Genomic DNA, 13,580 nt, shown 5'->3' on the forward strand with positions numbered 1-13,580 from the left:
CTTCTTCGGACAGCCGGCGAATCCGGTTGGGCGAGGGGGCTGGGCAGCGGCTTAACACATGGCCTAGATTTTGTTGCATGACTGCTTACGACGTCGGAGTGCTGATCCTGCGGGTGGTCCTGGGTCTGACCATGGCCGCCCACGGCTACAACAAGTTCTTCGGACCCGGAGGCCTCAGCGGTACTGCCGGGTGGTTCGACAGCATGGGGATGAAGCCTGGCAAGTTCCACGCCCGAGTCGCCGCGACGACCGAGATGGCGGCTGGCATCGGTCTCGCGGTCGGGCTGCTGACCCCGATACCCGCGGCGGGCTTTGTGGCGCTGATGCTCGTCGCGGCGTGGACCGTGCACCGGGCCAACGGCTTCTTCATCGTCAAGGAGGGGTGGGAGTACAACCTCGTGCTCGCCGCCGCAGCCGTCGGCATCGCGACGATCGGCGCGGGCAAGCTCAGCCTCGACCATCTGTTGTTCAGTTCGACGAGCTTCTACGACCTGCTGCACGGCTGGTGGGGTCTGGTCATCTCGCTCGGTCTGGGCCTGCTCGGCGGCATCGGTCAGCTGGCGATCTTCTACCGGCCGCCGGCCAAGACCGACGCCTGACGAGAGCCCACGCAGTTCGCGAACCGCACACCAGGGTCGTGAAACCTCGGCAATCGCGACCCTGTTGTAGATTTCGCGAGGCGGACGTGAGGATCTGGAGCCGTATAGCTAGAACACGTTCTAGTCTGTGTTGCCATGGGGTTCTTGAAACAGGACGCGCCCGTCGTCGACTACGAGGAGTGGAGTAAGGGCAGCCGCGCGGAGAAGATCGTGCCGATGGCCCGACACTGGGCCGAGGTGGGATTCGGGACGCCGGTGGTCCTGCACCTGTTCTACGTCGTCAAGATCCTGCTCTACATCCTCGGTGGCTGGTTGGTGGTGCTCACCACCACGGGCATCGACGGGTTCACCAACGTCGGCTCCTGGTACAACGAGCCGATCGTGTTCGAAAAGGTCGTGCTGTACACGATGCTGTTCGAGGTCGTCGGCCTCGGCTGCGGTTTCGGACCACTCAACAATCGGTTCTTCCCGCCGATGGGTTCGATCCTGTACTGGTTGCGACCCAACACGATTCGGCTGCCACCGTGGCCGACCCGCATCCCGCTGACCAGAGGCGACACCCGCACACCGTTCGACGCGCTGCTCTACGGCGCGCTCCTTGTGTTGCTCGTCGTGGCGCTGTTCTCCGACGGCACCGGACCGATACCCGAACTGGGGACGACGGTCGGCGTGCTGCCGGTATGGCAGATCGCCGCCATCCTCGGCGTCCTCGCCGTGCTCGGCCTGCGCGACAAGGTGATCTTCCTGGCCGCCCGCGGCGAGGTGTACGCCTCGCTTGCGGTCTGCTTCCTGTTCGCCGGCCCCGACATCATCATCGCGGCCAAACTGGTGTGCCTGACGATCTGGCTCGGCGCCGCGACGTCGAAGCTCAACAAACACTTCCCGTTCGTCATCTCCACGATGATGAGCAACAACCCGGTGTTCCGGCCCAAATGGATCAAACGCAAGTTCTTCGAACGGTTTCCAGACGATCTGCGGCCCGGGCGGGCGTCACGGTGGCTGGCGCACTTCAGCACGGCGGTCGAAGGGCTGGTCCCGCTGGTGCTGTTCTTCTCCCACGGCGGCTGGCCGACGTACATCGCCGCCTTCGTGATGCTGGTCTTCCACTTCGGCATCCTGTCCTCGATTCCGATGGGAGTGCCGCTGGAGTGGAACGTCTTCATGATGTTCTCGGTCCTGGCGCTCTTCGTGGGGCACGCGGATATCGGCCTCGCCGACTTGCAGAGCCCGTGGCCGATTGTGCTGTTCGTTGTCGTCGCCGGCACCGTGGTGCTGGGAAACCTGTTCCCGCGCAAGGTGTCGTTCCTGCCGGGCATGCGCTACTACGCGGGCAACTGGGACACCGGGCTGTGGTGTGTGAAACCGTCGGCCTCGGCGAAGATCGAGGAGAACGTCGTCTCGATCGCGAGCATGCCGCAGGCGCAGATGGAGCGATACTACGGCAGTCCGGAGACCGCCCAGATGTATCTCTATATGGGATACGCCTTCCGCGCGTTCAACTCTCACGGCCGTGCCATGTTCACCCTCGCTCACCGGGCGATGGCCGGCCACAACGAGGACGACTATGTGCTGACCGATGGTGAGCGCATTTGCAGCACGGCAATCGGCTGGAATTTCGGCGACGGCCATATGCACAACGAACAGCTCATCGACGCCCTGCAGAAGCGCTGCAATTTCGAACCGGGTGAGGTCATCGTCGTGCTGATCGACGGCCAACCGATCCACAAGCAGCGCCAGGAATACCGGTTGGTCGATGCGGCGACAGGAGAGTTCGAGCGGGGCTACATCCGCGTCGCCGACATGGTGACACGCCAACCGTGGGACGACACGGTCCCGGTCCACGTCACGTGGCAGAAGGACAGCGCCGAGGCTCCCTAGCCCATGACGTCGCGGACCTTGACGTCCTCGAGTCCCTGAAGGAGCAGATCGCGAGCGGTGTCGAGATGCTTGCGCCAATGCGCTTCGGCGGCCGCGCCGTCACCGGATCTCAACAGCTGCATCAACTTCCGGTAGGAGCGCATCAACTTGTCGAAATCGGAGCGGGAGACCGGCCGACGCTCCTTGAACAGGAAGGTGTTGTGGCGCACCGTGATCTCGTGCAGCATGCCGGCGATGATGGACAGCGTCGCATTGCCCGACAACTCGACGACGCGCCTGTGGAAGTCGCCCGTCGTCTCGGCAAGGGTGTCGTTCTGCCAGCCCGACGGCACGTGCTCTTCGAGCAGGCCATCGAGTTCGTCGAAGGCCTCGGCCGAACCGGACTCGGCCAGCAGTCGCACCGCCATCGGCTCGATCCCGGCGCGTGCGGTCATCAGGTCGGCGATCGTCGCGCCGGACAACTCCAGCAGTAGGCCGGCGGGACGGGCCACGATCTCGGGGCCGGGCACGCGAACGCGGGCGCCGGTGCGCGAACCCCGCCGCACCTCGACGAGGCGCTCGGACTCCAGCACGCGGACCGCCTCCCGCAAGGTCGGGCGGCTCACCCCGAAGTGGGCCATCAGCTCGGCTTCGTTGGGGAGGAAGTCGCCGTCCTTGAGTTGACCGTCGACCACCATGCGACGCAGCGTGCCGGCGACCAGTTCGGCCGTCTTCGGTGACCGCACCGTCGTCCCGGCGCCGACGCCGTCCGGGCCGATCATCGGCGCCAGCGGTGTACTTCGAGCCACTCCCACTCCCACGTTGCGGCTGACCCAGCGGCCAGCTGTACAACTCAGTAAACCATGTGCGGCGTCACGTCCGGCAAAGCAACGAGCGGCGCCACCCCTAGGGGTCGGGTCTCGGACGGATGAGAACCTATCCCGAACGACCTGGCAGGGCGAGCCTCCGCTACCTTCGCGGCACCTCAGAAAATCGACCGGCACCCCGCCATCAGATCACACCCACCAACCAGTAGGTTGACCTAGTAAACCTTGTTCGTTTACGTTCGGGGGTGGACCCGCGCGTATGCGGGTGAATCCTCGGACTTCGAAGGAGAAGTGTCATGGCTGAAGCCGTCATCGTCGAGGCAGTACGGTCGCCCGTCGGCAAGCGCAACGGAGGGCTTTCCGGTGTGCATCCGGCAGAGTTGTCCGCGCAGGTTCTCAACGGTCTGGTGCAGCGCGCCGGCGTCGACCCCGCGCTCGTCGACGACGTCATCTGGGGCTGCGTCATGCAGGCCGGTGAGCAGGCCCTCGACATCGGTCGCACGGCCCTGCTGACGGCCGGCTGGCCGGAGACCGTTCCCGGCGTCACCGTCGACCGCCAGTGCGGTTCGAGCCAGCAGTCGGTGCACTTCGCCGCCGCCGGCGTGGTGGCCGGCCACTACGACGTCGTCGTCGCCGGCGGTGTCGAGTCGATGTCGCGCACCCCGATGGGCGCCTCGCTGGCCAACGGCGGCAACCCGTACTCGGCGAACTTCAAGAACCGCTACAAGCAGACTCCGAACCAGGGCATCGGCGCCGAGATGATCGCCGAGCAGTGGGGCTTCAGCCGCACCGATCTCGACCAGTTCTCGCTCGATTCGCACGAAAAGGCCGCCGCCGCACAGGATGCGGGTGCGTTCGACGATCAGATCGTCGGCATCAAGGACGACGAGGGCAATACCGTTCTCAAGGACGAGGGCATCCGTCGCGGCACCACGCTGGAGAAGATGGGCCAGCTCAAGCCCGCCTTCCGCGAGGACGGCGTGATCCACGCCGGCAACTCGTCGCAGATCTCCGACGGTTCGGCGGCGCTGCTGTTCATGTCGGCGGAGAAGGCCAAGGAACTGGGCCTCAAGCCGCTGGCCCGCGTGCACACCGCGGTGCTGGCCGGCGCCGATCCGGTGATCATGCTGACCGCGCCGATCCCGGCAACCCAGAAGGCGCTCAAGCGTTCCGGCCTGTCCGTCGACGACATCGGGGCCTTCGAGGTCAACGAGGCGTTCGCGCCGGTTCCGATGGCGTGGCTCAAGGACATCGGCGCCGACGAGAAGAAGCTGAACCCGAACGGCGGTGCGATCGCGCTGGGCCACCCGCTCGGCGGCTCGGGGGCACGCATCATGACGACGCTGCTGTACCACATGCGCGACAACGGGATCAAGTACGGTCTGCAGACCATGTGCGAGGGCGGCGGCCAGGCCAACGCCACCATCCTCGAGCTGCTCTGAGTTGCTTGTGTCCGACTCCTCAGCGATCGTCGTCGGACGAGCCATGACGACGCCCGCGGCGCTGACCGAGCGCCGCGGGAACGTCATGCTCATCACGATCAACCGGCCCGAGGCGCGCAACGCGGTCAACAGCGCGGTCAGCACCGCGGTCGGCGATGCGCTGCAGCAGGCGCAGGACGACGCCGAGGTGCGCGCGGTGGTGATCACCGGCGCGGGTGAATCCTTCTGTGCCGGTGCTGATCTCAAGGCCATCGCACGACGGGAGAGCCTGTTCCACCCGGACCACGCAGAGTGGGGCTTCGCCGGTTACGTGCGGCACTACGTCGACAAGCCCACGATCGCCGCAGTCAACGGCACCGCGTTGGGCGGAGGAACCGAACTGGCGCTCGCCAGTGATCTGGTGATCGCCGAGGAGCGCGCGAAATTCGGTCTGCCCGAAGTGAAGCGGGGCCTCATCGCCGCCGCGGGCGGGGTGTTCCGCATCGTCGACCACCTGCCGCGCAAGGTCGCGATGGAGCTGTTGTTCACCGGCGAGCCGATGTCGTCGGCCGACGCCCTGAAGTGGGGTCTGATCAACCAGGTCGTACCCGACGGCACCGCGGTCGATGCCGCGCTCGCACTCGCCGAACGCATCACCTGCAATGCGCCGCTTGCGGTGTGGGCGAGCAAGCGGGTGGCGATGGGCGTCGACGACGGCGTCATCGCCGGTGACGAAGGTGGATGGTCGAGGACCATGCGTGAGATCTCGACGGTGCTCCGCTCAGAGGACGCCAAGGAAGGACCGCTGGCATTCGCCGAGAAGCGCCAGCCTGTTTGGAAGGCCAAGTAAGCAAAGTGAAAAGAACCATCTACGACGCCGAACACGAGGCGTTCCGGGAGACCGTCCGGGAGTACATCGAGCGCGAGCTCGTACCCAACCAGGAGAAGTGGGAGACCGAGCGCATTGTCGACCGGTCTGCGTTCACGGCGGCGGGCAAGTACGGGCTGATCGGGTTCAACATGCCCGAGGAGTACGGCGGCGGCGGCTCCGATGACTTCCGGTTCAACGCGATCATCGACGAGGAGATCGCCAGGTCCGGCGTGCACGGACCGGCGCTGAGCCTGCACAACGACGTCGTCGGCCCGTACTTCAAGGAGCTGGCCAACGACGAGCAGAAGAAGCGCTGGCTGCCGGGCATCACCAGCGGCGAACTGATCATCGCGATCGCGATGACCGAGCCGGGTGCCGGTAGCGATCTGGCCGGCATCCGCACCTCCGCGGTGCGCGACGGTGATGACTGGATCATCAACGGCTCCAAGACATTCATCTCGTCGGGCATCAACTGCGACCTGTGTGTGGTCGTCGCGCGCACCGACCCCGAGGCCGGTCACAAGGGCTTCTCGTTGTTCGTGGTGGAGCGCGACATGGAGGGCTTCACGCGGGGTCGCAAGCTCGACAAGATGGGGCTGCACTCGCAGGACACCTCCGAGCTGCACTTCGAAAACGTCCGGGTGCCGAACGCGAACCTGCTCGGCAAGGAGGGGCGCGGCTTCTATCACCTGATGACCAACCTGCCCTCGGAGCGGTTGGGCATCGCGATCTCGGCTATCGCCGGGGCCCGTGGAGTCTTCGACGAGACGCTGCAATATGCCAAGGACCGCAAGGCTTTCGGCCAGCCGATCGGCAGCTTCCAGCACAACCGCTTCCTGCTCGCCGAGATGGAGACCGAGCTCGAGGTCACCGAGAACTACATCGACCGCTGCCTGCAGGGTGTGGTCGACGGTGAGCTGACCGCTGTCGAGGCGGCCAAGGCCAAGTGGTGGGCCACCGAGGTGGCCAAGAAGGTCGTCGACCAGTGCGTGCAGCTGCACGGCGGTTACGGCTACATGATGGAGTACCGCGTCGCGCGCGCCTACGTCGACGGGCGCATCCAGACGATCTTCGGTGGCACCACCGAGATCATGAAGGAGATCATCGGCCGCGACCTAGGTGTATAGCCGGCTCGCCGGCGTGGTGTCTAGCCGGGTCTCGCCGGCGTGGTGCCTAGCCGGCTCAGCCGGCGTGGTGTCTAGCCGGCGTGGCGTCTAGCCGGGTCTCGCCACCCCCACGCCAAAGCCCCCGAAACAACGGAGTTTCGGGGGCTTTTGCGCGTTCGGGCGAGATCAGCCGATCGGGGCGTCGGCAGCCGGCGTCGGCTCCGCCGGTGGGGCCGGCTCGGTGGTCTCGGTCGTCGTCTGGGTGGTGGTCGTCTCGCTGGTCGACGTCGCGGACGGTGTGACGGCCTCGGGCGCGTTGGCCGGATCGAGCACCGCGTCGATCAGGTAGATCCGGGCGTTTGCAGCCTGGATACCACCGCAGACCACCTTGGCGGTGTCGTTGATCGTGACGTCGGCGTTCTCGCCGGTCACCTTGATCTCCGCACCCTGCTGGGTGGGCCGCTGCCCCTTGACGTCCTTGGGCCCGAGCAGCCCGAGGAACACGTGGTAATAGTCGAAGTCCGTCAACGCGGCGGGGTTGGCCTTCAGCGCGTCCAGCTGCGCGGGCGCAAGTGCGGCGAACGCCTCGTTCGTCGGCACGAAGACCACGTACGGGCCGTTCTCCAGCACAGGCACCACGTTCACGGCGGGGTTGAACCCGCCCGAGATCGCGGAGTAGAAGGTGCTGGCGTCCGGGATGGCTTGCAGAGCCTGGCCGACGGGCAGGTTGTTCAGCGCCTTCCAATCGGGCACCGCCTCCTTGAAGGCGTCACAGCCCTTCCCCTCGGGGTTCGGGATCTCGACCACCGCGGTGGTGGTCGGCTCGGCCGGCTGCTCGGGTGCGGGCGCGGGCGGATCGGCGTACGCGGTCACGGCCAGCGGCACCGAAAAGGCGATCGCGGCGATCCCGGCGGTGGCACCAAGGGCTTTGCTGGTGCGAGTCTTCACTTACGGCTCCTCAGCTAGACAGGTCGCAACGCATCGTAGAGGCACTGCTGCGTGGCTGCCAAAGTCACCACCTCGCCAAACGACCGCTGCAGGCCGCCTGACCTGGGCTTTGTCAATCTCCCCACATAGTGCCCCGAACGGCGGTGAAAGGCCGATGCATACGATGAGCCGCATGCCTGAGCCGCTGATCGTTCCCATCCGTGGTCGCGCGCCGTCGCTGCACGCCGAGGCTTGGGCGGCGCCCAACGCGAGCCTGATCGGCCAGGTCACGCTCGCCTCGCGGGCCAGCGTCTGGTACGGCGCCACGCTGCGGGCCGAGGCCGAGCCCATCGAGGTGGGTTTCGGCACCAACATCCAGGACGGCGTGACCGTCCACGTCGACCCGGAATTTCCCGTGTGCATCGGCGAAGAGGTCAGCGTGGGTCACAACGCCGTCCTGCACGGGTGTGTCATCGAAGACGGGGCGCTGATCGGCATGGGCGCCGTCATCCTCAACGGCGCGACGGTGGGCCAGGGGGCCTTGATCGCCGCGGGCGCGGTCGTGCCGCAGGGTTTCGTGGTGCCGCCGCGGACCCTGGTCGCCGGGGTCCCCGGCAAAGTGCGCCGCGACCTCAGCGACGCAGAGGTCAACCACAGCCGCTACAACGCGCAGGTGTACCAGCACCTCATCGATCTGCACCGGGACGCGAAGGCCTAGATTCTCCCGGCTCGGATCCGGGTACAGGCCCTACCGTGAAACGTGTTCGCACTCTGGTGACCGGCGCGACCGGTTACGTCGGCTCCCGGCTCGTCACCGAGCTGCTCACCGAGGGCCACGAGGTGGTCGCCGCCAGTCGAAATCCTGATAGGCTGGCCGATTTCGGATGGCAGGACCGCGTGGACGCCGTGGCGTTGGACGCCCACGACGAAACCTCGGTGCGGTCGGCGTTCACCGACGCCGGTCCCGTCGACGTCGTCTACTACCTCGTGCACGGCATCGGGCAGCCCGATTTCCGCGAGGCGGACAACCGCGCGGCAGCCACCGTGGCCAAGGCGGCCAAGGCCGCCGGTGTGCGTCGCATCGTGTATCTCGGCGGGTTCGTGCCCGACGGTGACGAGCTGTCCGAACACCTGGCGAGCCGCGCCGAGGTCGCCGAGGCGTTGCACGTCGACGGCGGACCCGACGTGGTGTGGCTCGGCGCGGCCATCATCATCGGTGCGGGTTCGACGTCGTTCGAGATGCTGCGCTACGTGGGCGATCGGTTCCTGGTCATTCCGATGCCGTCGTGGTCGGCGAACCCGATCGACCCGATCTCGATCTGCGATGTGCTGCACTACCTCGTCGCCGCAGCAGACGGCGAGCGGGTGCCCGCCGGGGCCTACGACATCACCGGCCCGGAAACCACGTCGTACGCCGAGCTGCTGCGCACGTACGCGCGTATCGCCGGGAAGTGGAGGGCCGAGCTGCCGGTCAACGGCGTCGACACCGGTCTGGTGTCGTGGGTGACGGCGGCGGTCTTGCCGGTGCCGGGCGGTCTGGCGGCGGACCTGGTGCAGTCACTGGACCACCCGATGATCGCTTCCGACACCCGGCTGCGTGAGTTCGTGCCGGACCCGCCCGCCGGGCTGATCGGCGTCGAGGAGGCGATCACGCGGGCGCTGGCGAGCCGTCGGCGTCGACCCGTCGACGCGCTCACCGATCCACACCACCTCGCCGACACCGACCCCGAGTGGGCGGGTGGGGACACGCTGCGTCTGCAACAGGTCGCCGGTGCGGTCACACCGTCGATCGCCCGGCCCGCGCTCGGGCTCATCGGCGGGGTGCCCGGACCCGTTGCCGGGGCGGTGCGCACCGGGGTGGACACGCTGTTGCACTTCGTGCCCAAGGTTGTTTCGACGTGACGGAGAAGACGCAGACTCGCCCCGGGCTGCTTGGTGAGATTCGCGAGATCGTCAGCGCGTGCCCCGTCCCGCATCACGAACCGCCCAGCGTCATCCGGCGCAGGCGCATCGTCGTCGCGGTCGTGCTCGTCATCGGCGCCGCTTTGCTCGGATATTCGCTGACGCGGCCGCCCGGGGACTCGTCGTTCTACTGGCTGACGTTGGCGCTGGCCGGGGTGTGGGCGCTGGGCGCATTGCTGTCCGGCCCGCTGCACATGGGATGCATCCGCTTCCGCGGTCGCAACCAGCGGCCCGTGATCACCGGCACCGCAATCGGATTGGCGCTGGGGGCGGTGTTCGTCATCGGCGGCCTGATCGCACGCGAGATTCCCGGTGTGCGCGAATACATCACTCGCGTACTGGAATACGCCGACTATGGACCTTTGATCCTGGTGACGTTCATCACCGTGATCAACGGGCTGGCCGAAGAGATGTTCTTCCGCGGTGCGCTCTACACGGCCTTGGGCACGATGAAACCGATACTGATCTCGACGGTCTTCTACGTCATCGCGACCGCGGCCACCACGGGTAATCCGATGCTCGGCTTCGCCGCGATCATCCTGGGCACGATCTGCGCGTTCGAGCGCCGGATGACCGGCGGCATCCTCGCACCGATGCTGACCCACTTCTTCTGGGGTCTGGTCATGGTGCTCGCGCTGCCGCCGATCTTCGGCGTGTAAGCGCTCACTCCTCGGCCATGGCCTCGCGCGCCATCTGCCCCACGTAGTCGGCTCGCGTCGGCAACTTCTCGATGTGGGGGAGAAGCCCCTTCTCGAACTCTCCGACAAGCGCTTCCAGCGCCGCCGCGGGATCTTGGGCGTGGTCGATGCGGACGTCCCACAGCGGGTACTCCTCGGTGCCCACGACATAGATGGTGCCCGACAGGGAGCCCTGCCTGTCCGCGCCCGTGGCCTCGCCCGCCTGGAGGGCACGCAGGAGCCGGTGCGCGAGGTCGAGATCCTGGTGGTCGTAGAAGGCGTCCAGAGTCGCCTGTAGTGTCTCGACTCCGACCAGTCGGTTGCCTTGTGCGACAGCGGTTCCCCGCTGCAGGTGCCCGGACCAGTCCTCGCACCGGACGCCGGTGTGAGCGGCGGTGTTGCCGTGGATGTCGACGACACCGACCTGCCGGTAGTCCCGTCCGTCGTCGCGAGCGATCACCTGGTCGAGAGCCTCTTGCGCGCTGCGTCCCCCGGCCATCAGGTCGAGAACGTCGATCGCCAGGTAGGGGTTCATCATCGCCTGCGATGCCGCGCCGCCCACACCTGCCCGCGCATGCGAGACGAGCTTGCCCACTCCTAGCATGGCGGTGATGGCGCCGACTCCGATCTGGCCGGTGGCGGGATCGTAGGCGCAGATGGAGAACGTCACGGACACGCGCCTTTCGTCGTCGGTGTGGCCATGGTGTCCACGGTCGCGACCGGAAGGCAAGACCGCTGGTCAGCGCAGCGGGTGGGCCAGCTCGTCGCGACGCATTCCGGCCGCCCATACCGCGACTGCCGCCACGAGCACGGGAACGATGCCCGCGACGAGGAAAATCGTCTGTATCGAAACGACTTTCGACAACGGTCCGACGATCGCGAACGACACCGGCATGAACGCCAGCGAGACGAAGAAGTCCAGGCTCGACACGCGGCCCAGCATCGCCGTCGGCACCCGTCGCTGCAGCAGGGTGCCCCAGATGACCATTCCGGTGCCGTCGGTGAACCCGATGACGAACGTCGCGACGGCCATCACCGCGAACGATGAGGTGAAGCCAAACACGATCAGCGGGACGGCGCCGAGACCCCACATCGCCATCATCACCGACAGGTACCGGCGCGGCATGCGGCCCGACGACACCGTCAATGCTCCCAGTGCGCTGCCCAACCCGAAGAACGCGAGGATGAAGCCGTACATCCGTGCGCCGTCGCCGAAGCGGTCCTTGGCGATGAACGGCAGCAGCACCTCGATCGGTCCCAGGACCACCAGCACGAAGATGCTGGCGAACAACAGCGTCCACAACAGCCACGGCGTGCCGAGCACGAATACGAAGCCGTCGCGAAGATCGCGCAGTACACGTGTGTGTTCCTGTGCCGCAGCGGGTTTCAGCGGGGGCCGGGTCGCCACCAGCAGCACCAGGCCGACGGCGAACAAGGCGGCCACCGCCACCGCGCCCAGTGCGGGAAACGTCGCGCCGATGACCACACCGGCTGCGGCCGGGCCGATCGCGCGCTGGAACACCGGGCGCACGACTCCCTCGACCCCGTTGGCCGCGAGCAGCTGCTCGGGCGGCAGGATGCGCGGAAGGATCGCGCTGTAGGCGGGGAAGAAGAACGCCGCCGCCGCACCCAGCGCCGCCGCGCCCACCGCCAGATGCCAGATCTGCAGTGCGCCAAGCATTCCCAGTACCGCGATGGCCGTCGAGGCGAGCACGTTGACCGCCTCGACCGCGATGATGATCGCCCGCTGAGGGAATCGGTCGGCGGCGATCCCGCCGACCAGTACGAACGCGACGAGCGCGCCGCCGAAGCAGGTCGTCACGATCGACAGCGATACGGGGTCGTTGTTGAGTTCGATGACCTGCATGGCCAGCACCACCGCGAACATGCCGTCGGCGAAGATCGACAGCGTCACCGCCGCGATCAGCAGACGGTACTCGCGGTTGCGAAAAGGTGCGAGCACGCGCCAACCACCGGCGTTGCGCACCGGCTGTTGGATCTCGAATTGCGTACTCACCTGTCGATGGTCGCGGAGGCGCGCCCATCGAGTCCACCGATTTTCCCTGCGCCGAACGTGGGTTACCCGCACGCATTCTGCGCCGCGGATTCATACGGTCAGTGCAACATCCCTGGATTTGGAGGTTGCATATGCCAAGTGGTTATCCGCATCCGCGGTCGACGCGTCGGGAGTTGTTTGATCGGGTGTGTCAGGGCGTGGGAGTGGAGCGTGCGGCCCGGGAGATGGGCGTGTCAACGACTGCGGCGACGTTGTGGTGGCGCGAAGCTGGAGCGATGAAGCTATTGCGGGGTAACAATCGTGCTGGCCATGGAGTGGTTGATCCGGGTGATCCTGATGGGCCAGGTGGTAAAGGGCATCGCTTGAGTTTGGATGAGCGCATCGCGATCATGCGTGGCCTTGATGCCGGGCTCAGCGATGCTGCCATTGCCGATCAGATCGACCGTGATCGCAGCACTGTGTGGCGCGAAAGGCGCCGCAACCGCAATGCTGACGGGGACTACCATGCCCGCATGGCGCACAGCCGTGCGGCGCACAACGCCAAGCGGCCCAAAGGGTTCAAGCTCAACGACGTCAGGTTGTGCGCCCAGATTCACACGTGGATGGACCAGGGGTGGAGCCCCAAGCTGATCGCCGACGTGTTGGCCCGCGATCACCGCGATGACAGGCTGGCACGGGTGAGTCACGAAACCATCTACAAGTGCCTCTACGTCCAAGGCCGCGGGCAGCTGCGCGCTGATCTGCACAAGCGGCTCTCCACCAAACGTGCGGCACGTAAATCACGCGATGCCGCGCCGCGACGCTCACCGTTTAGCGACGTGCTCACCATCAGCAAGCGTCCCCCTGAAGTCGATGATCGGGCCGTACCCGGGCACTGGGAAGGCGACCTCATCTTGGGCAGCGGCTGTGACAGTGCGATCGGCACGCTGGTCGAGCGCAGTACCCGGTTCACCATCTTGCTGCACCTGCCCAACGATCACACCGCCGAATCGGTGGCCACCGCGATGATCGCGGCGATGAGCCAGCTGCCGGCTGCCCTGCGCCGCACCATCACCTGGGACCGCGGCTCAGAGATGGCCGGCTGGCAAGACATCAGCCTGCAACTGCAGGCCCCGGTCTACTTCTGCGATCCCCATTCGCCCTGGCAGCGTGGCAGCAACGAGAACACCAACCGGCTACTACGGTTCTGGTTCGAAAAGGGCACCGACCTGCGCGTGCATTCCAAGGCCGATCTGCAACGCATCCAAGACACCCTCAACAAGCGACCCCGACCCACCCGGAATCTCGCGTGCGATCAGGCCGCCGATGACGGTCCC

At 66.5% G+C, this 13,580-nt stretch carries 13 protein-coding genes; 9 read left to right on the plus strand and 4 right to left on the minus strand.

Annotated features, from left to right (window positions below):
- Positions 1-77 precede the first annotated feature (77 nt).
- Both AU198_RS06315 and AU198_RS06320 read left to right on the plus strand, forming a co-directional pair.
- A complete protein-coding gene (locus AU198_RS06315) occupies positions 78-599 on the plus strand; it encodes a DoxX family protein (protein WP_064346681.1) in 522 nt (173 codons plus the stop codon).
- Between the two features lie 135 nt (positions 600-734).
- Positions 735-2,477: a DUF3556 domain-containing protein gene (locus AU198_RS06320; RefSeq protein WP_064346683.1), complete on the plus strand. Its 1,743-nt coding sequence runs from the start codon at positions 735-737 to the stop codon at positions 2,475-2,477.
- Here the strand turns inward: AU198_RS06320 and AU198_RS06325 are convergent.
- Positions 2,474-3,265: a FadR/GntR family transcriptional regulator gene (locus tag AU198_RS06325; protein WP_064346749.1), complete on the minus strand. Its 792-nt coding sequence runs from the start codon at positions 3,263-3,265 to the stop codon at positions 2,474-2,476. The two genes, AU198_RS06320 and AU198_RS06325, sit on opposite strands and share 4 nt — an antisense overlap.
- Positions 3,266-3,579: 314 nt before the next feature.
- Between AU198_RS06325 and AU198_RS06330 the strand changes: the two genes are divergently transcribed.
- From AU198_RS06330 to AU198_RS06340, 3 genes are read left to right on the plus strand one after another with little or no spacing between them, the layout of a single operon-like run.
- Positions 3,580-4,725 (plus strand): thiolase family protein, encoded by a 1,146-nt coding sequence (locus AU198_RS06330; RefSeq protein ID WP_064346688.1) that lies wholly within the window; start codon positions 3,580-3,582, stop codon positions 4,723-4,725.
- Positions 4,726-4,768: 43 nt separating this feature from the next.
- Positions 4,769-5,554 carry a crotonase/enoyl-CoA hydratase family protein gene (locus tag AU198_RS06335; protein WP_064346690.1) on the plus strand — a complete coding sequence of 262 codons (786 nt, stop codon included), beginning with the start codon at positions 4,769-4,771 and terminating at the stop codon, positions 5,552-5,554.
- Between the two features lie 5 nt (positions 5,555-5,559).
- Complete coding sequence (locus tag AU198_RS06340) at positions 5,560-6,702, plus strand: acyl-CoA dehydrogenase family protein (protein WP_064346691.1); 1,143 nt, start codon at positions 5,560-5,562, stop codon at positions 6,700-6,702.
- Between the two features lie 165 nt (positions 6,703-6,867).
- Here the strand turns inward: AU198_RS06340 and AU198_RS06345 are convergent, their stop codons facing one another.
- Complete coding sequence (locus AU198_RS06345; protein ID WP_064346694.1) at positions 6,868-7,629, minus strand: fasciclin domain-containing protein; 762 nt, start codon at positions 7,627-7,629, stop codon at positions 6,868-6,870.
- Positions 7,630-7,801: 172 nt separating this feature from the next.
- Between AU198_RS06345 and AU198_RS06350 the strand changes: the two genes are divergently transcribed.
- The 3 genes from AU198_RS06350 to AU198_RS06360 are packed head-to-tail and all read left to right on the plus strand — an operon-like array spanning position 7,802 to position 10,229.
- The gene (locus tag AU198_RS06350; RefSeq protein WP_064346696.1) at positions 7,802-8,326 is read left to right on the plus strand and encodes a gamma carbonic anhydrase family protein; all 525 of its coding nucleotides are present in this window, start codon (positions 7,802-7,804) and stop codon (positions 8,324-8,326) included.
- Positions 8,327-8,361: 35 nt separating this feature from the next.
- The gene (locus tag AU198_RS06355; protein ID WP_064346699.1) at positions 8,362-9,510 is read left to right on the plus strand and encodes an NAD(P)H-binding protein; all 1,149 of its coding nucleotides are present in this window, start codon (positions 8,362-8,364) and stop codon (positions 9,508-9,510) included.
- On the plus strand, positions 9,507-10,229 hold the full coding sequence (locus tag AU198_RS06360; RefSeq protein ID WP_064346702.1) for a CPBP family intramembrane glutamic endopeptidase: 723 nt from the start codon (positions 9,507-9,509) through the stop codon (positions 10,227-10,229). Before AU198_RS06355 ends, AU198_RS06360 begins: the two co-directional genes overlap by 4 nt.
- Positions 10,230-10,233: 4 nt before the next feature.
- Here AU198_RS06360 and AU198_RS06365 read toward each other — a convergent pair whose 3' ends face one another.
- Complete coding sequence (locus tag AU198_RS06365; protein WP_197416035.1) at positions 10,234-10,917, minus strand: DUF1028 domain-containing protein; 684 nt, start codon at positions 10,915-10,917, stop codon at positions 10,234-10,236.
- A gap of 69 nt (positions 10,918-10,986) precedes the next feature.
- On the minus strand, positions 10,987-12,234 hold the full coding sequence (tet(V), locus tag AU198_RS06370; protein WP_197416037.1) for a tetracycline efflux MFS transporter Tet(V): 1,248 nt from the start codon (positions 12,232-12,234) through the stop codon (positions 10,987-10,989).
- Positions 12,235-12,395: 161 nt separating this feature from the next.
- Between tet(V) and AU198_RS06375 the strand changes: the two genes are divergently transcribed.
- The coding region (locus AU198_RS06375; RefSeq protein ID WP_064346751.1) for an IS30 family transposase at positions 12,396-13,580 on the plus strand (1,185 nt) is incomplete at its 3' end.

It is taken from the genome of Mycobacterium sp. GA-1199 (assembly GCF_001500045.1).
Classification (GTDB): domain Bacteria; phylum Actinomycetota; class Actinomycetes; order Mycobacteriales; family Mycobacteriaceae; genus Mycobacterium.